Source organism: Streptomyces ureilyticus, from assembly GCF_011045025.1.
Lineage (GTDB): Bacteria > Actinomycetota > Actinomycetes > Streptomycetales > Streptomycetaceae > Streptomyces > Streptomyces ureilyticus.
The window spans coordinates 1-20,231 of record NZ_JAAKZX010000036.1; the positions used below are offsets into that span (position 1 = coordinate 1).

The following is a 20,231-nucleotide window of genomic DNA, read 5'->3' on the forward strand; positions in this document are numbered from 1 at the left end:
GCCGCGATGGGGGTCCCCCCACGCTCGAATCGAGCTCGCGCGGGGGGACCCCCATCGCGGCGGAGCCGCATCTGTCACAGCCCCGCGCCCCTGAAAGGGCGCCTCCTCGTCCACCGGCACCGACGCCAGCAGCCCCGCCGTATAAGGAGCCCTCGGCCCCGCGAACACCTCCTCCACCGGCCCCGCCTCCACCAACCGCCCCGCGTACATCACCAGCATCCGGTCGGCGTGGTCCCGTACCGCCGCGAGGTCGTGCGTCACCAGGACCAGGGCGGCGCCCGCGTCACCGGTGCGGCGGGCCAGCAAGTCCAGGACCTGCTTCTGGGTTTCCGGGTCCTGTGCCGTCGTCGGTTCGTCGGCGATGACCAGGTCCGGCTGGTGGAGCATCGCCATGGCGATGACCGCGCGCTGCCGCATGCCGCCGGAGAACTCGTGCGGGTACGCCCGCGCCTTGTCCGGTGCGATGCCGACCTCTTCCAGCGCGGCCACCGCACGGGCCCGCGCCTCCTTGCGGGAGACACCGTCCACGGACCGTACGGCGGCGGCGAGTTGGTCCGCCACCTGGTGTACGGGGGAGAGGGACGAGAGCGCGTCCTGGGGGACGAGCGCGACGCGGCGGCCCCAGAGGGCGGAGCGTACGGAGCGGGGCGCGTCGACGAGTTCGTCCGCGCCCAGGCGTACGCTCCCCGTGACCGTCGCACCGCGCGGCGGCATGCCCAGCAGCGCCCGCGCCGTCAGCGACTTGCCCGCGCCCGACTCGCCCACCACGGCGAGGACTTCCCCCTGGTGTACGTCGAGGGAGAGGCCCCGTACCGCTTCGACAGCGCCGAAGGAGATGCGCAAGTCCCGTACGGAGAGGAGGACTTCAGTGCTCGGAGTGCTCGGTGTGTTCAGTGTGCTCATCGGGCGGGCTCCTTGAGAGACACCTTGGACGACTCGTTGGGTGACTCCACGGGCGGCTCCTTGGAGGAACGGAGCGAGGCCAGGGCGACAGCGAACCGGCCGCGCCCCGAAACCGAAGCCGAACCGGCCCGAGCCGCGCCCCCTTCCGCATAAGCCGCCAGCGACACCGCCAGCCCCGCCATCATCGCCAGCGCGACCGCCGGAGCCAGCGCCGCCCACGGGGCCCGTTCCACGTATGCGCGGGACTCGTCCAGCAGCAGGCCCCACTCGGGAGCGGGCGGCTGGGCGCCCAGGCCCAGGAAGCCGAGGGAGGCGAGCGCCAGGGCGATGCCCGGCAGGCGCAGCAGCGCGTGGCGGCTGACCGGGGCCGCCACGGAGGGCAGGACGTGACGCGTGAGGATCCACCACGGGGTGGCGCCGATGGCCCGTTGGGCGTGCAGGAATGTCGAGGCGCGTACCTCCTGGACCAGTGCCGCCGCGTGCGCCGACAGCGCTGGCCAGGAGATCACGGCCACCGCGAACGCCGCGCCTCCCGTACCGGGCCCCGAGACCGCGGCGACCAGGATGCCGGCGATGACCGGCGGCAGCGCGTTGGCGATGTCCGCGGCGCCGGACGCCACGGACGGCACGAAGCCCAGGGCGAGCGCCAGGATCAGGCCGACGAGGCAGACCGCGGCGGCCGTACCGACCGTCGACGCCGCCCCGTGCCCGAGCCGGGCCAGCACGTCGCGGCCGAGCCCGTCCGTGCCGAGCGGGTACGCCCAGGACGGGGCCTGGAGGCGGGCGGTCGTGTCCACGGCGTACGGGTCGCGCAGCAGCCCCCAGCCGATGCAGGTCAGCAGGACGACTCCGAGTGCCACCGGGATGGCCGGGTGCGCGCGGACCGGGCGGGCCGCGGGCAGCGTCAGCCCCGCGTCCCGTAGCGCCGGGCCCAGCAGCCGGCGCCGTACGAGGGCCGCCAGCGCACCCGCGACCAGGCCCAGCGTGAGCAGTGCGAGGACCGAGCCCTGGAGCAGCGGCAGGTCCTGCGACTTGGCCGCCCCCAGTGCCGTACGCCCGATGCCCGGCACCGCGAACACGACCTCCACGGCGACCGCCCCGCCCGTGAGACCGACGGCGACCATGCCGAACTGCGGTACCAGTGGCGGCAGTACGCGACGCAGCGCGGCGGCCGAGGTGCGTGCCTGACGGACTCCGGCGCCCCGCCACAGTTCGACCCACCGCTCCTCGAGCACGGCGGGCAGCGCGTCGGCGACCAGGCGGCCGAGCAGGCCGCCCGCGGGGATGCCCAGTGCGAGGGCGGGCAGCACCATGTACTGCGGGCCGACCCAGCCGGAGGTCGGCAGCCAGCCCAGCCACACCCCGCCCACCAGCAACGCGAGCGTGGCGAGCAGGAACTCGGGCAGCGCGACGATCATCGCGGCGAACGCGCCTGCCGACCCCCGGGCGCGTATGAGCACGGGCGCGACCAGGGCGCAGGCGACCAGCAGCGCGAGGACGAGGGCCGCGCCCATCAGGGACAGCGACACCTGGAGCCCGGCGACGACCGACGGCATTACGTCGGTGCCCGACACCCACGAGGTGCCGAGGTCGCCGCGCAGCAGTCCGGAGGCCCAATGGCCCAGCAGGGAAAGGGGTCCCGCGTCCAGGCCGAGGTCCGCGCGGATCGCGTCCAGCGCCTCCGGGGTCGCCTCCTGCTCGGCGGACCGGGCGCGCAGCACGGTGAGCGCGGGGTCGCGGCCGGAGAGCCAGGGGAGCAGTCCGACGGTGGCGAGGACGGCCACGAGGCAGCCGAGCCGGGTGATTCCGGCCCGGCTGCCCGGTGTCCACACCGCCGCCTTCAACAGGCGTGCCACGAGTGTCACTTGACGTACGTGTCCTTCGTGATCAGCTCGCGCTCACGCGGGTCGTGCGCGACGTCCACGACGCCCGCCGCGTCGCCCTGGATGACCCGCTCGTGCAGCATCGGGATGGCGCCGTCGGTGGCGAGCACCGCGGCCTCCGCCTCGATGACGGCCTTGCGGCGCGGGTCACCGGACTTCATCGCGGAGGCCTTGTTCAGGCTCGCGTCGACCGTCTTCTCCGACAGCTGGGAGATGTTGAAGGAACCCTTGGACCCGAAGTCGCTGTACAGGTAGGCGGCCGGGTCGCCGGAGTCGAGCACGGTCGCCCGGGACAGGATGAAGGCGTCGAACTTGCCCGCCAGCGCGTCGGATTCGATGTTCGCGTACTCGCGGACGTCCAGCTTGACCTTGAACCCGGCCTTCTGGAGCTGCTGTTGCAGCGTCTGGGCCACCTCGGGGAGTTCGGCGCGGTCGGTGAACGTACCGATGGTGATGGTCTTGCCGGCCGGGTCACCGGCCTTGGCGCGCTTGACCGGCGTACGCAGGTCGGCGGCCCACGGGAGAGCGGGCCCGAGCAGGCCCTTCGCGACATCGGCGCGGTCCTCGTACACACCCTTGACGATCGACTCGGCGTCGATGGCCTCGCGGGCGGCGGCCCTCAACGCTGCGTCCTTGAAGGGACCTTCGGACGTGTTCAGGTACAGCGTGTTGGTGCGCGGCATCGGCACCTCGGTGATCTGGTCCTCTTCGAGCAGCGAGGCCTGCGAGACCGGTACCGCCTCGACGACGTCAGCCTCTCCGCTGCGCAGGGCGGCGGCGCGGGCGGTGCCGTCCGGAACGAACTTCACGTCGATTCCGGGGGACTTGGCCTTGCCGCCCCAGTAGTCGTCGTAGCGGTCGAGGGACGCGGAGGACGTGCCGTTCACCTTCTTCAGCTCGAAGGGACCGGTGCCCGCGCCGACGGGGTTGACCGTCTTCCCCTTGTACGCCTTCGCCGACAGGATCGACAGCTGCGGCGAGCTCAGCCGCTGCGGGACGAGCGGGTCCTCGGTGGCGGTGGTGACGGCGACCGATTCGCCCTCGGCCTTCACGGTCAGGTCCACGCCGTCGAGGATGCGGGGCTTGGGGGAGGCGCCGGCGGCCTCGGTGAGTGACTGTACGACGGCCTCGGCGGTGAGTTTCGTACCGTCGTGGAAGGTCACGCCGTCACGTATCTCGAAGGTCCAAGTCTTGCCATTCTGCTGCCATTTGGTGGAGAGCACGGGCTGGGCGTCGCCCTCCGCGTCGAGCTTGATGAGCGTCTCGGCGGTCGACCAGCGCGACAGCTTGAACGCGTCGTCGGACAGCGGTGAGAGCCCGGAGCGCGGCGGCAGCATGTGCGCGACGCGTACGCGCTTCTCCCCGCCCTCGGTGGAGCTGTCCGAAGCCGCTCCCGAGAAGCAGCCGGTGAGCAGGGCGGAAGCGGCGGCGACCGCGGAGACGGGGAGAAGGCGGGCGGGTAGACGCACGGGACCCTCCGGTAAAGGGGTGGTCAAAAGGGGTGGTCAAGGGGACGTATGCATGACCGTAGCATGATGACAATCGTTTTCAGTAACCAGGTCCGATTCTCAACCACTGGCTGATCTGTGGTTGATCTCTGACCGGCCCCTGGTCGTCCTCTGGCCCAACGCGTAACCTGTCAGTTACGCTTCTGGGTGTGGACGAACTGACCGAAGTGGCCGACGCCGTCGCCGATCCGGTGCGCCGGGAGATCCTGGTCATGCTGCGCCACACTCCGCTGACGGCCGGCGAGATCGCCGCGCGGTTCACCATCAGCCGGCCCGCGGTGAGCCGTCATCTGCGGGTGCTGCGGGAGAGCGGCCTGGTGCGGGACGAGCAGGTCGGACGGCACCGGCGTTACTCGCTCGTCCGCTCCCGGCTGGGCGGACTGGCCGCGTGGCTCGGCCAGTTCGACGACCGGCACCCGGTCTGGGCCACGCGCCTCGCGGCCCTCGACACCGAAGTGCACCGCACGCGCCGGGACCGCGGCCGGGTGGCGCCCGCCGACACCGCGCACCACTCCAAGGAGGACACGGCATGACTGGCATGACCCCTGAACCCACCGGGCGGCTCGTCACCACCCCGACGGGATACGACCTGATCCTCACCCGCACCTATCGCGCCCCGGTCGACGACGTGTGGGCGAGTGTCACCGAGCCGGAGCGGACGGCCCGATGGTTCGGGCCGTGGCGCGGCGAGGCGGGGCCGGGCCGCACCATCGAGGCACAGATGGCCTTCGAGGAGTCGGCACCCTGGATGCCGATGCGCATCGAGGCCTGCGAACCGCCGCACCGGCTCGCCGTCACCACCGAGGACGAGGCCGGCGTCTGGTCGCTTGAACTGCTCCTGGCCGAGACCGGCGGCACCACCGAGCTCCGCCTGGTCCACCACCTCACCTCCACGGAGGACCTCGGCTCGACCGGCCCCGGCTGGGAGTACTACCTGGACATGCTCACCGCCGCCCGCACGGACGGGCCCCGCCCCGACTTCGAGGACTACTACCCCGCCCAGAAGGCCTACTTCGAGGCCTTGGCCTGAGGCCGCCGCCCGTCGGGCTCAGAGGCGGTGCGCCTTGAGCGTCATGTGCAGCAGGAGGCGGTCCTCGCCGTCGTCCAGGTCCAGGCCGGTGAGCTGTTCGACGCGGGAGAGGCGGTAGTAGAGGGTCTGGCGGTGGATGCCCAGGTGGGCCGCCGTACGGCCCGCCTGGCCCGCGCAGTCGAGGAACGCCTCGGCGGTGCGGGCCAGTTCGCGGTGGGCCGGGTCCAGCAGGGGGCGTACGACGGGGTCGTGGGCCGCTTCCGCGGGCAGCGCCGTCAGCAGGCGGTACGGGCCGATGGCAGCCCACTCGGCAATCGGGCCGAGCCCGCGCTCGGCCAGCGCCGCACCGGCGGCGGCCGCGGCCTCGTGCCAGGCGGCGCCCAGCTCGGCCAGGCCGCCGCGGGGGGCTGCGATTCCGGCCGCAGGGCCGCCCGATGCCTCCCGTGTCCCGGCCGCCGGGCCGCCTGGGGCCCTGCGGGTTCCCTCCGCCGGACCGGAGTTCCCTCGTGTTCCCGCCGCTGGGTCGGCGTAGGCTCCCCGCGTTCCTGCCGCCTGGCCGGTCGCTCCCAGTGCTCCTGTCGCCTGGCCGGCTGCACCCCGCGTTCCCGGGCCGGAGGCCCCTCGCATTCCCTCCGCCTCCCTCAGCAGCCGCGCAGCCGCCGAAGTCGCCGGAGTCAGCACCGTCGACGAGCGCAGCCGCACCAGCAGCGCCAGGCTCTGGCCGGTGGTGCCCCACGGGACCGTGCACAGGGCCGTCGCCCCCGGGATCGTACGGACCGACGGCGCGTCGTCCGGGTCGGCGGACGGCCAGGGAGCCACGCAGACCACCGTGTGCAGTCCCTCGCCGCGCACGCCGAGTGCCGTACGGAGTTCCGCCACCGCCATGTCCCGCGGCCATCCGCGCTCGGCGGTCAGGACCGCGCGCAGTTCGCGGGTCAGATCCGCGCCCGCCTGGGCCTCGTCCGCGAGGAGGTCGCCGATCCGGGCCGTCACCTCCATGGCCGCGTCGAGCTGCTCCTCGCCGGGGCCCGGCTCGTCGGCGAGCAGCCACACGTAACCGAGGACGAGACCCCGATGACGTACCGGAAGGCAGATCCGCCCCCGGTACACCCCGGCCTCGGGCGTCGGGGGGATACGGACCGGGCCGGTGGCACGGGCGATGCCGAAGCTCTCGAACCAGGTGCGGACCGCCGTGGTGGAGCGGCGGGTGAGGATCGAGCGGGTCCGCACGGGATCGAGGGCGGACTCGTCGATCTCGCTGTCGCTGTCGTACGCGCCGAAGGCGATCAGCTCGAAGTCCCGGTTCTCCAGCGTCGCGGGGGCGCCGAGGAGCTCCGAGATCTCGTCGACCAGTTCCTGGTACTCGCCTTTCGTCTCGTTCACTCGGGCATTCTCCCGCATTTCCCGCGCTCTTCATACAGATGTCTGAGATCCAGGGCACGGATGCGTGACGTCTGTCGATGGCCCACGATCGGAGGGATCCTTAAGTTTCACGGTGGTTCTCCGCGCCGTCGCCGCACCGTTCACCCGCGAACGTTCGGTTACGGCCCCCTGCTGGTCGCTGTTGTGGAGGTTGCCCCGTGTTGGGACCCGTGATTCTCGCCGCCTCGCGCAGCGACAAGATGCGCCGACTGGTGTCGGCGGCCCCGGTGACGAAGCCGGTCGTCGAGCGGTTCATCGCCGGTGAGGCGGTCGACGACGTGGTACCGGTCGTCAAGCACCTCGCCGACCGTGGCCTTGAGGTCAGCCTGGACGTGGTCGGCGAGGACATCACCACGCCCGGACAGTCCACGGCGGCGCGCGACGCGTACCTGAAGCTGATCGACCACCTCGAAGGACTCGGCCTGGGCGAGCGGGCCGAGATGTCGGTCAAGCTGTCCCTCTTCGGGCAGGCGCTTCCGGGTGGCCATGAGCTGGCGCTCGCCAACGTCCGTCCCGTCGTCGAGGCCGCCGCCCGCATCGGCACCACCGTCACGCTGGACGCGGAGGACCACACCACCCTCGACTCGATGTTCGCCATCCACGAGGAGCTGCGGAAGGACTTCCCGCAGACCGGCTGCGTGATCCAGGCCTACCTGTACCGCACCGAAGCCGACGCCCGCCGTCTCGCCGCGAACGGCAGCCGCGTACGTATCGTGAAAGGGGCGTACAAGGAGCCCGCGTCGGTCGCGTTCCAGAAGAAGACCGAGATCGACAAGGCGTACGTCCGCATCCTGAAGATCCTGATGGAGGGCGAGGGCTACCCGATGATCGGGTCCCACGACCCACGCCTGATCGCCATCACCCAGGAGCTGGCCCGGCGCGTGGGACGCAAACTCGAAGACTACGAGTTCCAGATGCTGTACGGCATCCGCGGCGAGGAGCAGACCCGGCTCGCCGCCGAGGGCCACCGCGTACGCGTCTACACGGCATACGGCACGGACTGGTACGGCTATTTCATGCGCCGTCTTGCGGAGAAGCCTGCCAACCTGCGCTTCTTCGCGCGCTCGATCCTCACCAAGGGCTGACCCCACCGCTCAGTTAAGGAGTACGGAAAACATGGACGCTGTGACCCAGGTCCCCACCCCCGTCAACGAGCCGGTGCACGGCTACGCCCCCGGCTCTCCCGAGCGTGCCCGGCTCGAGGCCAAGCTCAAGGAGCTGGCCGAGAGCCCGATCGACCTGCCCTGCACCATCGGTGGCGAGAAGCGGCTGGGCGGCGGCGAGCCGTTCCAGGTCGTGCAGCCGCACAACCACAAGGCCGTGCTCGGCACCTTCCGCAACGCGACGCAGCAGGACGCGCAGGACGCGATCGACGCGGCCCTGGCCGCCGCCCCCGCCTGGCGCGCGATGTCCTTCGACGACCGCGCCGCGATCATCCTGCGCGCCGCCGAGCTGCTGTCCACGACCTGGCGCGAGACGCTGGCCGCCTCCACGATGCTCGGCCAGTCGAAGACCGCGCAGCAGGCCGAGATCGACACCCCCTGCGAACTGATCGACTTCTGGCGCTTCAACGTCAAGTACGCCCGTGACCTGCTCGCCGAGCAGCCCGTGGCCAACGCGACCGGCGTCTGGAACCGCCTCGACCACCGCCCGCTGGAGGGCTTCGTCTACGCGATCACGCCGTTCAACTTCACGGCGATCGCGGGCAACCTGCCGACCGCGCCCGCCCTCATGGGCAACGTCGTCGTGTGGAAGCCGTCCCCGACGCAGACCCACGCGGCCGTTCTGCTGATGCGGGTGCTGGAGGAGGCGGGCCTGCCCAAGGGCGTCATCAACCTGGTGACGGGCGACGGTCTGGCCGTCTCCGAGGTCGCCCTGAACCACCGCGATCTCGCGGGCATCCACTTCACGGGCTCGACGAAGACGTTCCGTCACCTGTGGAAGACGGTCGGCGGCAACGTCGACAAGTACCGCACGTACCCGCGTCTGGTCGGCGAGACGGGCGGCAAGGACTTCCTCGTCGCGCACCCCTCCGCGGACCGCGCCGTGCTGAAGACCGCGCTTACCCGGGGCGCCTTCGAGTACCAGGGCCAGAAGTGCTCGGCGACCTCCCGTGCGTACATCCCGGCGTCGATCTGGAACTCCGGTTTCAAGGAGGAGTTCGCGGCCGAGGTCGACGGCATCAAGATGGGTGACGTCACCGACCTCTCGAACTTCATCGGCGCCGTCATCGACGAGCGCGCCTTCGCGAAGAACAAGGCGGCGATCGACCGGGCCGCCGAGGACCCGAAGTGCACGATCGTCGCGGGCGGTTCGTACGACGACTCGGTGGGCTACTTCGTCCGCCCGACCGTCGTCGAGTGCTCGGATGCGGCCAACGAGGTCTTCACGACGGAGTACTTCGGCCCGTTCCTCGCGGTGCACGTCTACGACGACGAGAAGTACGAGGACATGCTGACCCAGATGGAGTCGGTGTCCGACTACGCGCTCACGGGCGCCGTCATCTCGAACGACCGCGCGGCGGCGGCGTACACGGCGGAGAAGCTCCGCTACGCGGCCGGCAACTTCTACATCAACGACAAGTCCACCGGCGCCGTCGTCGGCCAGCAGCCCTTCGGCGGCGGCCGCAACTCCGGCACCTGCGACAAGGCCGGCGCCCCCCAGAACCTCCAGCGCTGGACCCTCACCAGGGCCGTCAAGGAGACCCTGGTCCCGCCGACGGACTACACGTACCCGCACATGGGCTGAACCCTCACGGCCCAACAGCCGCCCCCGCTCCGGGACTTCGGAGCGGGGGCGGTGTCGTATCGGTGATCGGGCGATTGGGTTTAGCGGTCGCAGGTCGTGCGGCCCGGTGACCAGCGGCAGGCGAGGGCCGCGAAACCGCCGTCCGCCACGACCGGGACGGTGATCGTGTCGCCGCCACGGACGACGCGCGGCTCCCGGACCAGGCCCGACGGGCCGTCGGTCACGGTCTCCACGAGCCACTTGCCCGCGCCGAGACGCAGAGGTACGTCCACGTTCTGGGCCGCGCCCGCGAACGTACCGCCGATGAACCAGCGGCCGTCCGGCGCTTTCCGTGCGAGCACCGCGGAACGGGCCGGGTCGCCGGTGAGCAGGCGGGTGTCCTCCCAGCCGGTGGGAAGCTGCTCCAGGTAGCGGCGGGCCTCGGGGCGGGCGTCGTACGACTCCGGGGTGCCGGCGAGGTTCTGGATGCCGGACTCGTAGAGCACGCTCAGGCCCAGCTCACCCGCGTCCGAATTGACGTTGGGACGGTACGGGCGGTGGAAGGCGCCCGGAGTGAAGTCCATGGAGCCGATGACGTTGCGGGTGAAGGGCAGCGCGGCCAGCTGCGCCGCCGTGTTGTTGCGCTTCTCCTCGCCGCCGACGCCCTCCAGGGTCATGACGTGCGGCCAGGTGCGCTGCATGCCCTTGGGGATCGTGGAGCCATGGAAGTTGACCATGAGGTGGTGCTTGGCGGTGTCCTCCAGCGCGTCGTCGTACCAGCGCATCCGCTCCTGCGACTCCGAGTCCATGAAGTCGATCTTCACGCCCTTGACGCCCCACTTCTCCAGTGTGGAGAGCCACTTCTCGCGCTCGGCGGGGTCGGTGAGCAGGGTGTAGTGGAGCCAGACCTGGATCTCGACGCCGCGTTCCTTGCCGTAGCGCACGAGCTCGGGCATCCAGTTGTTCGTCTGCCAGTCGGGGTCGATGACATCCCACTCGCCGGGCTTGTAGTACCAGCCCGCGTCGACGACTTCGTACGGCCAGCCGCGCTCGGCCGCGTAGTCGACGTACTTCTTCTGGGCCTCCAGGCTCTGCCCCGCCTCCTTGCCGCCCGCGAGCCAGGTCCACAGCGCCGGGCCGGGCTTGATCCAAGAGGTGTCGCGGATACGGGGCTTGGGCGCGAGGTCGTCCGTGAACGTCGACTCCGTGACGGTCGCCAGGTCGCCGGTGACGACCGCACGCCAGGGCGTGGTGAGCGGGCCGTCCGTCTGGACCGGCTCGTTGTTCCACAGACTCACGCCGTACGTCGGCGAGTTGGCCGAGTGGGTGAGCTGGGCGCCCGCGTAGTCGCCGGTCAGGTCGGACTCCGCGATCAGGGCGTAGCCGCCGTCCGTCTTGAAGAGGCCCTGCATGGAGTACGTGCCTTCAGGTGCGGCGGCTGCCGACTCGTAGCGGACGAAGGGGAGTTCGTTGTCCGCGCGGTAGCGGTTGATGACGGCTTCGGCGTTGGCGGAGAAGGTGAAGGCGGAGGCCTCGCGTACGACGTCGCCGTGCTCGCCCGGCAGAACGTAGCGGTAGGCGACGCCGTCCCGGGCGACCCGCGTCAGCAGGTCGATGCGGGCACCGTCGGCCGTACGGAACCGGAAGCGGGACTCGGTCATCCGGGCAACGCGCTGGTGGGACTTGCCGGTCGGGATGGTGTAGCGCTCGTTGACCGTGCGGTCGCTGCGGCCGGCGAAGGTCAAGTCCTTGGAGAAGTCCGCCTGTTCGGTGACGAGGCCGAGCGGGGACGGCTCGAGGACCGTACGGCCGGCGCGTCTCACGGTGAGCGTCGGCCGGCCGTCGTCGAGAGCCACCACGGCGGTGGGGGAGCCGTGCGGGCCGCGGACCTCCCATGACGCGGGGGCCGCGGAGTCTTCGGGCGCCTCGGCGCGAGCGGGAAGCGCCGCCGTGGCCGTGGCGAGCAGTGCGGAGCAGAGCGTCAACACGATGGTGCGGGCCCGGACTTGGACCGCCATGTGGAACCCCTCCTGTCACAGACATCGGATGACTGTGAGCGTGAAGGGGCTCGGGGAGGGTGTCAAGGAGTCTGACAGCATCAGACATCGGATTGCTGATGGGGGTTCAGTGCGAGTGAACCGGCTCCCTTAACGGGTTGATGCGTGGACCCCCGGCAAGTCGTCGAAGGCCGCGGAGTCGGGTCACGCCGTGCCCAGTTCATCCGTCGTGCCCCCGCGTCCGGACAGCACATCCTCGGCGTAGTCGTCGTCCACGCGGTGCGCGGCGAGGAACTCCCTCAGTGCTGCGCCGTTGCCGACGGGTGCGGGTGCGGGTGCCAGAATGGCGAGCCTGCGGCCGCCTCTTGTGATCACGATGGTCTCGCCGTGCTCCGCACGGTCGAGTACGGAAGTGAAGTTCCGGGAGGCATCGGTTGCCGTCATCGTCTTCATGGAATCAGAGTGACGCGATGACCGCCCGACTGCGTACTGCTCACGCGGCCGATCTCGGGACGATCCACGCCTTCCGCCCGGACAGCCCGGACGGAATCGTGCGCCTCCCGGGCGAAGAGGTCTGGCTCTTCCTCCGCCCTGCCCCCGCCGGTGCGCTCGACCCCGCGTACGAACTCGTCTTCGACTGGCGCGACGGCGACGTGCTCTGAGCGGATCGGTCGTCGTCGCAGGTCAGCGGGGTGTGATCCAATCCGCCGTCTCAGATAGTAGGAAGCCCAAGTAATTGTGGAGACAGACGCTCCGTCCTCGCTTAACTTTGTAGAAGCCGAACGTCTCGCTCGATCAAGCGAATGGCGGTCGTGAGCCGGAGCCCTAGGCAGGCAATCCCTGCGGCACCGCTCCCCGCCCCACCCGGCGTCTCGTAACCCCTTCCGCACTCCGTGCCGCCATAAGGAGTCGATTTCCATGGCCGAGACGACCGCCCGCCGAGTCCGTCACGTTTCCCGTACGAGCGAGTCCGACCGTAAGAACGCCGCCGCCGCACTCCAGCGCGCCCTCGACCGCAGGGACAACGGCGGCGCGACGGGCCACTGAGCCCTCGTGTCTTCGATGGGCCGCTGAGCCCTCAGCTTCCGGGAGCCGCAACCCGTAAGTGGTGCGGCGCGGGCCTCAACTGCCGCGCCGCACCTCGAAGTAGTCGACGCGCCCGCCGTTCTGTGCGAGCGCCGACACCTTGAGCTTCGCGGCCGAGCCGGTCTCCGCCTCGATCGCGAGGAACGAGAAGCCGGTGTAGCGGACCCGGGACCACTCCACGGTCTCGGGGCGCTCCGACTTCCCCTTGGTCCAGTGGAAGCTGTCGACCGACTCCCGGTCGTTCACCTTTCGCTCGTAGCTGTCCTTCACCCCGTCCGGGAAGCCGTACAGGTCCTTGCCGGCGCCGCCCGCGGTGACGTACACGGTCCCGTCACGCGTCGGATCGGTCGAGGCGCCCACGGGCACGCGCTTGCCGACCTCGCCGCCCTTGATCGCGTCGGTCCGTTCGTAGACGTGGTTGTGCCCATTGATGACCAGGTCCACCTGGTGTTTGGTGAACAGCGGCAGCCAGGCGTCGCGCAGGCCGCCGTCCGAGGCGTGCGTCGCCGTCGAGTACATGCAGTGGTGGAAGAACACCACAATGAAATCAACGGACTTGCGCAGCTCCCCGAGCCGCTTGTCCAGCCACTCGCTCTGCTTCCCGTCCGAGTAGCCGAGGTTGGCGGGAATCTCGTACGAGACGTCGTTCGCGTCCAGCGCCACGATGCCGACGTTGCCGTACGTGAACGAATAGACGCCCGGCGACCTCTTCGGATCGAAGCCGTTGTCCGGGAGTGACCAGCGGGCCGCCTGGCCGCCGTAGCCGTCGGGGGAGTACCAGGCCTCCATGTCGTGGTTGCCGGTCGTCACCATCCAGGGCACGGACTTCGCGACCGACTCGGTCTGCGCGAGGAACTGGTCCCAGACGCGGGCGTCGTACGTGTCCGAGTCCTTGCCGTGGCCCGTCGTGTCCGCGTAGCAGATGTCGCCCGCGTGGAGGTGGAAGGACGGGTTCTGGCCGAGGATCACCTGGTCGCTGGCGAGCGCGTCGTAGCTGACGCCCTGGTCGCCGAAGGCCGTGAACACGAACTGCTCGGGGCGCGCGGGCGCCGTACGGAACGAGCCGATCGTCGACAGGCGTTCGGCCGACGTCGGGTCGAAGCCCTCGTGGCCGACGCCGTAGTAGTACCTCGTGCCGGGCTTGAGGCCGTCGAGGGCGGCGTGCAGGTAGTATTGCTCGACCGCGGGCAGCTTCTTCGACAGGGACGGGGTGCGCAGGTCCCGGACCTCGGCGTCGATCCTGCGGCTCAGGTCCCAGGGCTTCGAACCCACCCGTACATAGGGCTTCTTGACGGCGAAGGGCACCTGCCAGGAGATCCGCATCTGCGTCTTCGGGTCGGCGCCGAAGGCGAGATGGCGGCCGAAGGGCGCGACCGCGGAGCCGGGGACGCGACCGGTGGCGGGATGCGTCACCGGTGCGGACGTCGTCCGCGCGGGGCTCGCCGAGTCGTCGCCCGTACAGCCGGACAGGAGTCCCGCGCCCGCGAAGGCGCCCGCGGTCACCAGGGCCCGCCGTGACAGTCTCGCCCGCAGGTACTCATGCTGCTCGGCCATGCTCATACGGCGGGCCAGCTGCTCGGGGATGCCGACGTTCGGGACGGGGTGCTCGGGCGGTGACCCGCCGGGTGGAACAGTCATGGTGGGAAAACTTCCCAGCGAGCCCCAACACAGGCCTGACTTCCGGGTGAACGGAGGCTGACGGGCCGATGCGGCGTCACCCGACGGGCCGTGGACGGGCTATAGGCGGGCTATGGATGGGCTGTACATGTGTCCGTATCGCGGACGTACCGTGTCATCCCGTGGGACGGGGGAGTAGGGTGCCGACATGTCTCGCAGCCTCAATCTCGCAGTGATCCCCGGTGACGGCATCGGCCAAGAGGTCGTTGCCCAGGGCCTGAAGGTGCTCTCCGCCGTCCTTCCGCAGGATGTGAAGCTGGAGACCAAGGAGTACGACTTCGGCGCCAAGCGTTACCACGCCACCGGAGAGACCCTCACCGACGCGGACGTCGACGCGCTCAAGAAGCACGACGCGATCCTGCTCGGTGCGATCGGCGACCCGAGCGTGCCGTCCGGCGTCCTGGAGCGCGGCTTCCTGCTGAAGCTCCGCTTCCTCTTCGACCACCACGTCAACCTGCGTCCGTCGAAGCTCCTGCCGGGCGTCGCCACCCCGCTCGCGGGCCAGCCCGAGATCGACTTCATCGTGGTCCGCGAGGGCACCGAGGGTCCGTACACCGGCAACGGCGGCACGATCCGCAAGGGCACCCCGCACGAGGTCGCCACCGAGGTCTCCGTCAACACGGCCTTCGGTGTCGAGCGCGTCGTCCGCGACGCCTTCGCCCGTGCTCAGGCCCGCCCGCGCAAGAAGCTGGCGCTGATCCACAAGAACAACGTGCTGGCCTTCGCGGGTCACCTGTGGACCAACATCTTCAACAAGGTGGCCGAGGAGTTCCCCGACGTCACCACCGAGTACATGCACGTGGACGCGGCGACGATCTACCTCGTCACGCAGCCCGAGCGCTTCGACGTGATCGTCACCGACAACCTCTTCGGCGACATCATCACCGACCTCGCCGCGGCCGTTTCCGGCGGCATCGGCGTCGCCGCGAGCGGGAACATCAATCCCTCCGGCGAGTTCCCGTCGATGTTCGAGCCGGTGCACGGCTCGGCGCCCGACATCGCGGGCCAGGGCAAGGCCGACCCCTCCGCCACCATCCTGTCCGTCGCCCTCCTGCTGCGTCACCTCGGCTTCGAGACCCAGGCCGCCCGCATCGAGGACGCCGTCTCCGCCGACCTCGCGGAGCGCGGCACCACGACCCGTACGACCGACGAAATCGGCGACGCGCTCGCCGCCCGAGTATCCGGCTGACCCGCCGGATCTCCTCGAGCCGCCGGGTCGCTTCCGCACCCGGCGGCTTTTCCTATGCCCCGCCGGGTGTCACCATCATCCCTGGGCCGCATTCACACCCATATCCTGCACGGCTCCGCTCACGCGATAATCGAACGTAGAGCCGCGGATTGAGGGAATGCTCGGACGTCCTAACACTGGCCTGCGGCCGGTGGGGCGTGAGCGCGGCCCGTCACAAACAACCGGTGAAGGACAACCACTCATGACGACGCCCACGATCGAGCTCAAGCCCTCCGCGCACCCGCTCTCCGACGCGGAGCGGGAGGCGATCCTCGCCAACCCCGGGTTCGGCCGCCACTTCACCGACCACATGGTGACGGTCAAGTGGACCGAGGGCCGCGGCTGGCACGACGGGCAGCTCACGCCGTACGGGCCGCTCTCCCTCGACCCCGCGACCAACGTCCTGCACTACGCGCAGGAGATCTTCGAGGGGCTGAAGGCCTACCGGCAGCCGGACGGTTCGGTCGCCACCTTCCGTCCCGAGAAGAACGCCGAGCGCTTCCAGCGGTCCGCCCGCCGACTCGCCATGCCCGACCTGCCCGTCGAGACGTTCATCGAGGCCTGCGACCTGCTCGTCCAGCAGGACAAGGCATGGGTGCCGGCACACGGCGGCGAGGAATCGCTCTACCTGCGCCCCTTCATGATCGCCACCGAGGTCGGCCTGGGCGTGAGGCCCGCGAACGAGTACCTGTTCATGGTCATCGCCTCCCCGGCCGGCGCCTACTTCCCGGGCGGCGTGAAGCCCGTCTCGATCTGGGCCTCCGACGACCGCGTGCGCGCCGTCCCCGGCGGCATGGGTGACGCCAAGACCGGCGGCAACTACGCCGCGTCCCTGCTCGCCCAGGCCGAGGCCGCCGCGAAGGGCTGCGACCAGGTCTGCTACCTCGACGCCGTCGAGCACAAGTGGGTCGAGGAACTGGGCGGCATGAACCTGTACTTCGTGTACGGAGACAAGATCGTCACCCCGACGCTGACCGGCTCCATCCTGGAGGGCGTCACCCGCGACTCGCTGCTCTCGGTCGCCGCCGACCTCGGTTACCAGTCCGAAGAGGCCCGCGTCTCCATCGACCAGTGGCGCGACGACACCGCGAACGGCAGCCTCACCGAGGTCTTCGCCTGCGGCACCGCCGCCGTCATCACGCCCGTCGGCACGGTCAAGTGCCACGCGGGCGAGTGGCAGCAGAGCGGCGGACAGCCCGGCGAGGTCACGCTGAAGCTGCGTGAGGCGCTGCTCGACATCCAGCGCGGGGTGAGCGAGGACAAGCACGGCTGGATGCACAACCTCGGCTGACCGTCTGCATGAGAAGCCTTGCTGGTCCCCGCTCTCCTCAACTGGAGGGCGGGGACCGGTCGTTCATACCCCCTCAACTCCGTACACCTGACGCGCACGGACGCCTGACGCCCCGTCCAGGTTGTACGCAAACAGTCTGATTGACCCCGTACCGCTGATGCGTTTGTATCCCTGTGGGCCCCGGCACTGGGCCGGGGGAAACAGTGACCAACGGGGAAAACCGGGGGAGTTCATGAGCAGAGCCATGCGTGCCGTGTCCGTTGCGGCGATCGCACTGAGCACCATCGCTTTAAGCGCCACTACGGCGTCGTCCGCGCCCGCACCCGCCACGGAGCGGGTCACGGTGTCGGCCACCGGTGAGCAGTCGAACGGCGGCTCTGGGGCGCCGGGCCTGAGCGCCGACGGCCGCTACGCCGCGTTCTCGTCGGAGGGTTCGAATCTGGTGCCCGGCGACACGAACGGCACGTCGGACAGTTTCCTGCGCGACCTGCGGACGGGGACGGTCGAGCGGGTCAGTGTCGCCTCGGACGGCACCCAGGGCGACGGCGACGTGGGAGGGACGGACATCAGCGGCAACGGCCGGTACGTCATCTTCGCCTCCTCGTCGACGAACCTCGTCGACTGGCCCGGCCCGTCCGAGGCCCGGGGGACCGACGTGTACGTCCATGACCGCCGTACCGGCCGCACGGAGCGGGTGAGCACCACTCCCGACGGCGGGAGCGCCAACGCGTACGGCGGCTTCGGCATCTCGCACGACGGCCGGTACGTCGCCTTCAACGCTCCGCGCGCCCGGATGGAGGCCGGTCAGACGAGTTACCACCTCGGTGCCTACGTCGCCGACCGCCGCACGGGCGAGGTCAAGCGGATCAGTACGCACGACAACCCGGAGTGGACGGTCTATTCCGTCCGCCTCAGCGGCAGCGGCCGCTATGTGGCGTACGACATCCGCCACCCGCGCGGGGGCCGCAGCGAACTGCGGGTCCACGATCGCGTCACGGGTACGGAGGAGCAGGCCAACGTCAACCCGTCCGGCGATCCCTCGTCCAATCCCGTCACCGGCACGGACCTCTCGTACGACGGCCGCACCATCGCCTTCAGCAGCCTCGACGAGGGCCTGACCGACGACACCACCCCGGCCACCTCGTACGTCTTCGTGCGCGACCTGAGGACGGACACCACCCGCCGGGTCAACCACCCCGAGCAGGGTGAGCGCGCCCTGAGCTCCGTCTCCCTCAGCCCCGACGGCCGGTACGTGGCGTACGACTACTCGGTGCCGGTTTCGGACGGCGAGTACGGCGACAACGTCTTCGTGCGCGATCTGCGCACCGGGACCACCCAGCTCGCCACCGAGAGCCTCTCGGGCGGGAAGGTGACGGAGGACTACGGCGCTCCCTACGCGTTCAGCGGGAACGGCAAGCTTCTGGCCCTGGTCTCGACCTCGGCCGAGCTGGTCCCGGGCGACACGAACGGGGCGACCGACGGCTTCGTCCGCCGCCTGCGCTGAGTGACGTGACGTTCGCATACTGAGACACCCGGTGAGCACGGGGGCGGTCTGTGCCAGACTGCCCCCGTGCTCTCGTTCGCCACGATTATTGGCAGCAGGCGCGCCGGTCCGCAGTGACCGCCTCGTACGACCAGGTACGGGCGGACACCGTCGTCCTCGACCCGCGCGCAGACCTCTCGCACCCGCGAGGGGTTTTTCTGTTTCCCGGCCCAACCGCAGCCGGGGTCGGAGCGCGAGGGATGATGAGGACGGTGGAGCCGGTCATTCCGGTAGACCGCATCCCACACAGGAGCCAGCAGTGATGACAGACGCAACCGACGAGAATCAGGGCCCCTCCCACGTCGACGACGACTTCCACGTCTTCGACACGACGCTGCGCGACGGTGCGCAGCGCGAGGGCATCAACCTCACCGTCGCGGACAAGCTGGCCATCGCACGGCACCTGGACGACTTCGGGGTGGGCTTCATCGAGGGCGGCTGGCCGGGCGCCAACCCGCGCGACACCGAGTTCTTCGCCCGCGCCCGGCAGGAGATCAACTTCAAGCACGCCCAGCTCGTGGCGTTCGGCGCCACCCGCCGCGCGGGCGGCAAGGCCGCCGAGGACGCCCAGGTCAACGCGCTTCTCGAGTCCGGCGCTCCGGTCATCTGCCTGGTCGCCAAGTCCCATGACCGGCATGTCGAGCTGGCCCTGCGCACGACGCTCGACGAGAACCTGGAGATGGTCCGCGACACGGTGGCGTACCTCCGCTCCCAGGGCCGCCGGGTGTTCGTCGACTGCGAGCACTTCTTCGACGGCTACCGCGCGAACCCCGCGTACGCGAAGGCGGTCGTACGGGCGGCCTCGGAAGCGGGCGCCGACGTGGTCGTGCTCTGCGACACCAACGGCGGCATGCTGCCGGCCCAGGTCCAGGCCGTGGTCGCCACGGTCCTGGCCGACACGGGCGCCCGGCTCGGCATCCACGCCCAGGACGACACGGGGTGCGCGGTCGCCAACACCCTGGCCGCGGTGGACGCGGGCGCGACACACGTCCAGTGCACGGCGAACGGGTACGGGGAGCGCGTCGGCAACTCCAACCTGTTCCCGGTCGTGGCCGCGCTGGAGCTGAAGTACGGCAAAAAGGTCCTCCCCGAGGGCGCGCTGTCCGAGATGACGCGCATCTCGCACGCCATCGCCGAGGTCGTGAACCTCACGCCGTCCACGCATGAGCCGTACGTAGGGGTCTCGGCCTTCGCGCACAAGGCGGGACTGCACGCCTCGGCGATCAAGGTCGACCCGGATCTGTACCAGCACATCGACCCCGAGCAGGTCGGCAACACCATGCGGATGCTGGTCTCCGACATGGCGGGCCGGGCGTCGATCGAGCTCAAGGGCAAGGAACTGGGCATCGACCTGGGCGACGACCGTGAGCTGGTGGGCCGGGTCGTGGAGCGGGTCAAGGAGCGCGAACTCCAGGGCTACACGTACGAGGCCGCCGACGCCTCCTTCGAGCTGCTGCTGCGGGCGGAGGTGGAGGGCAAGGTCCGTAAGTACTTCGAGGTGGAGTCCTGGCGGGCCATCGTCGAGGACCGCCCCGACGGCAGCCACGCCAACGAGGCCACGGTCAAGCTCTTCGCCAAGGGCGAGCGCATCGTCGCCACGGCGGAGGGGAACGGTCCGGTGAACGCGCTGGACAAGACCCTGCGCGTGGCCCTGGAGAAGATCTACCCCCAGCTGGCCAAGCTGGACCTGGTCGACTACAAGGTCCGCATCCTGGAGGGCAAGCACGGCACGTCCTCCACGACGCGGGTCCTCATCTCCACGTCGGACGGCGCGGGGGAGTGGTCGACGGTGGGCGTGGCGGACAACGTGATCGCCGCGTCGTGGCAGGCCCTGGAGGACGCGTACACGTACGGGCTGCTGCGGGCGGGGGTCGAGCCCGCGCAGTGACGCGCGAGGAGGCGGAACGGGCTCGGGCGTGAGCGTGGGTGGGAGGAG

Annotated in this window: 16 protein-coding genes and 1 pseudogene; 10 read left to right on the plus strand and 7 right to left on the minus strand. The window is 70.3% G+C overall.

Annotation, left to right across the window (positions count from 1 at the left end):
* The 3 genes from G6048_RS14180 to G6048_RS14190 all read right to left on the minus strand — a co-directional run.
* The coding region (locus tag G6048_RS14180; RefSeq protein WP_165339879.1) for an ABC transporter ATP-binding protein at positions 1–903 on the minus strand (903 nt) is incomplete at its 3' end.
* Complete coding sequence (locus G6048_RS14185; RefSeq protein ID WP_328825925.1) at positions 900–2,768, minus strand: ABC transporter permease subunit; 1,869 nt, start codon at positions 2,766–2,768, stop codon at positions 900–902. The genes G6048_RS14185 and G6048_RS14180, both read right to left, overlap by 4 nt.
* Positions 2,765–4,255 (minus strand): ABC transporter substrate-binding protein, encoded by a 1,491-nt coding sequence (locus tag G6048_RS14190; RefSeq protein ID WP_165339880.1) that lies wholly within the window; start codon positions 4,253–4,255, stop codon positions 2,765–2,767. Before G6048_RS14190 ends, G6048_RS14185 begins: the two co-directional genes overlap by 4 nt.
* A gap of 188 nt (positions 4,256–4,443) precedes the next feature.
* On the opposite strand from G6048_RS14190, the gene G6048_RS14195 reads away from it, so the two are divergent.
* Both G6048_RS14195 and G6048_RS14200 read left to right on the plus strand, forming a co-directional pair.
* Positions 4,444–4,827: a metalloregulator ArsR/SmtB family transcription factor gene (locus G6048_RS14195; RefSeq protein WP_165339881.1), complete on the plus strand. Its 384-nt coding sequence runs from the start codon at positions 4,444–4,446 to the stop codon at positions 4,825–4,827.
* The gene (locus G6048_RS14200) at positions 4,824–5,324 is read left to right on the plus strand and encodes an SRPBCC family protein (protein WP_235989791.1); all 501 of its coding nucleotides are present in this window, start codon (positions 4,824–4,826) and stop codon (positions 5,322–5,324) included. The genes G6048_RS14195 and G6048_RS14200 overlap by 4 nt, the downstream gene beginning before the upstream one ends.
* A gap of 18 nt (positions 5,325–5,342) precedes the next feature.
* Here G6048_RS14200 and G6048_RS14205 read toward each other — a convergent pair whose 3' ends face one another.
* The gene (locus G6048_RS14205; protein WP_165339882.1) at positions 5,343–6,725 is read right to left on the minus strand and encodes a PucR family transcriptional regulator; all 1,383 of its coding nucleotides are present in this window, start codon (positions 6,723–6,725) and stop codon (positions 5,343–5,345) included.
* Between the two features lie 179 nt (positions 6,726–6,904).
* Here G6048_RS14205 and G6048_RS14210 point away from each other — a divergent pair, with 179 nt between their 5' ends.
* Together G6048_RS14210 and pruA are read left to right on the plus strand one after the other, a co-directional pair.
* Positions 6,905–7,831 (plus strand): proline dehydrogenase family protein, encoded by a 927-nt coding sequence (locus G6048_RS14210; protein ID WP_165339883.1) that lies wholly within the window; start codon positions 6,905–6,907, stop codon positions 7,829–7,831.
* A 31-nt stretch (positions 7,832–7,862) separates the two neighbouring features.
* Positions 7,863–9,494, plus strand: coding sequence for an L-glutamate gamma-semialdehyde dehydrogenase (gene pruA, locus G6048_RS14215; RefSeq protein ID WP_165339884.1), 1,632 nt, complete (start codon positions 7,863–7,865; stop codon positions 9,492–9,494).
* Positions 9,495–9,574: 80 nt separating this feature from the next.
* On the opposite strand, the gene G6048_RS14220 is transcribed toward pruA, so the two are convergent.
* Together G6048_RS14220 and G6048_RS14225 are read right to left on the minus strand one after the other, a co-directional pair.
* Positions 9,575–11,491 carry a glycoside hydrolase family 97 catalytic domain-containing protein gene (locus G6048_RS14220; RefSeq protein ID WP_165339885.1) on the minus strand — a complete coding sequence of 639 codons (1,917 nt, stop codon included), beginning with the start codon at positions 11,489–11,491 and terminating at the stop codon, positions 9,575–9,577.
* Positions 11,492–11,674: 183 nt separating this feature from the next.
* A complete protein-coding gene (locus G6048_RS14225) occupies positions 11,675–11,923 on the minus strand; it encodes a type II toxin-antitoxin system Phd/YefM family antitoxin (RefSeq protein WP_165339886.1) in 249 nt (82 codons plus the stop codon).
* 86 nt (positions 11,924–12,009) lie between these two features.
* Here G6048_RS14225 and G6048_RS14230 point away from each other — a divergent pair.
* Together G6048_RS14230 and G6048_RS50925 are read left to right on the plus strand one after the other, a co-directional pair.
* Positions 12,010–12,132: pseudogene (locus tag G6048_RS14230) on the plus strand (GNAT family N-acetyltransferase); the annotation flags it as partial.
* Between the two features lie 256 nt (positions 12,133–12,388).
* Positions 12,389–12,517: a hypothetical protein gene (locus G6048_RS50925; RefSeq protein WP_268978767.1), complete on the plus strand. Its 129-nt coding sequence runs from the start codon at positions 12,389–12,391 to the stop codon at positions 12,515–12,517.
* 75 nt (positions 12,518–12,592) lie between these two features.
* Here G6048_RS50925 and G6048_RS14235 read toward each other — a convergent pair whose 3' ends face one another.
* Positions 12,593–14,194, minus strand: a complete 1,602-nt coding sequence (locus G6048_RS14235; RefSeq protein WP_165339887.1) for a purple acid phosphatase family protein — start codon at positions 14,192–14,194, stop codon at positions 12,593–12,595.
* Positions 14,195–14,381: 187 nt separating this feature from the next.
* Between G6048_RS14235 and G6048_RS14240 the strand changes: the two genes are divergently transcribed.
* The 4 genes from G6048_RS14240 (at position 14,382) to cimA (ending at position 20,183) form a co-directional block, all read left to right on the plus strand.
* Entirely contained in the window at positions 14,382–15,422 is a 1,041-nt protein-coding gene (locus G6048_RS14240; RefSeq protein ID WP_165339888.1) for a 3-isopropylmalate dehydrogenase, read from the plus strand.
* 241 nt (positions 15,423–15,663) lie between these two features.
* A complete protein-coding gene (locus G6048_RS14245) occupies positions 15,664–16,752 on the plus strand; it encodes a branched-chain amino acid aminotransferase (protein ID WP_165339889.1) in 1,089 nt (362 codons plus the stop codon).
* Between the two features lie 232 nt (positions 16,753–16,984).
* On the plus strand, positions 16,985–18,256 hold the full coding sequence (locus tag G6048_RS14250) for a TolB family protein (protein ID WP_165339890.1): 1,272 nt from the start codon (positions 16,985–16,987) through the stop codon (positions 18,254–18,256).
* A gap of 301 nt (positions 18,257–18,557) precedes the next feature.
* Entirely contained in the window at positions 18,558–20,183 is a 1,626-nt protein-coding gene (cimA, locus tag G6048_RS14255; protein ID WP_165339891.1) for a citramalate synthase, read from the plus strand.
* Positions 20,184–20,231 lie beyond the last annotated feature (48 nt).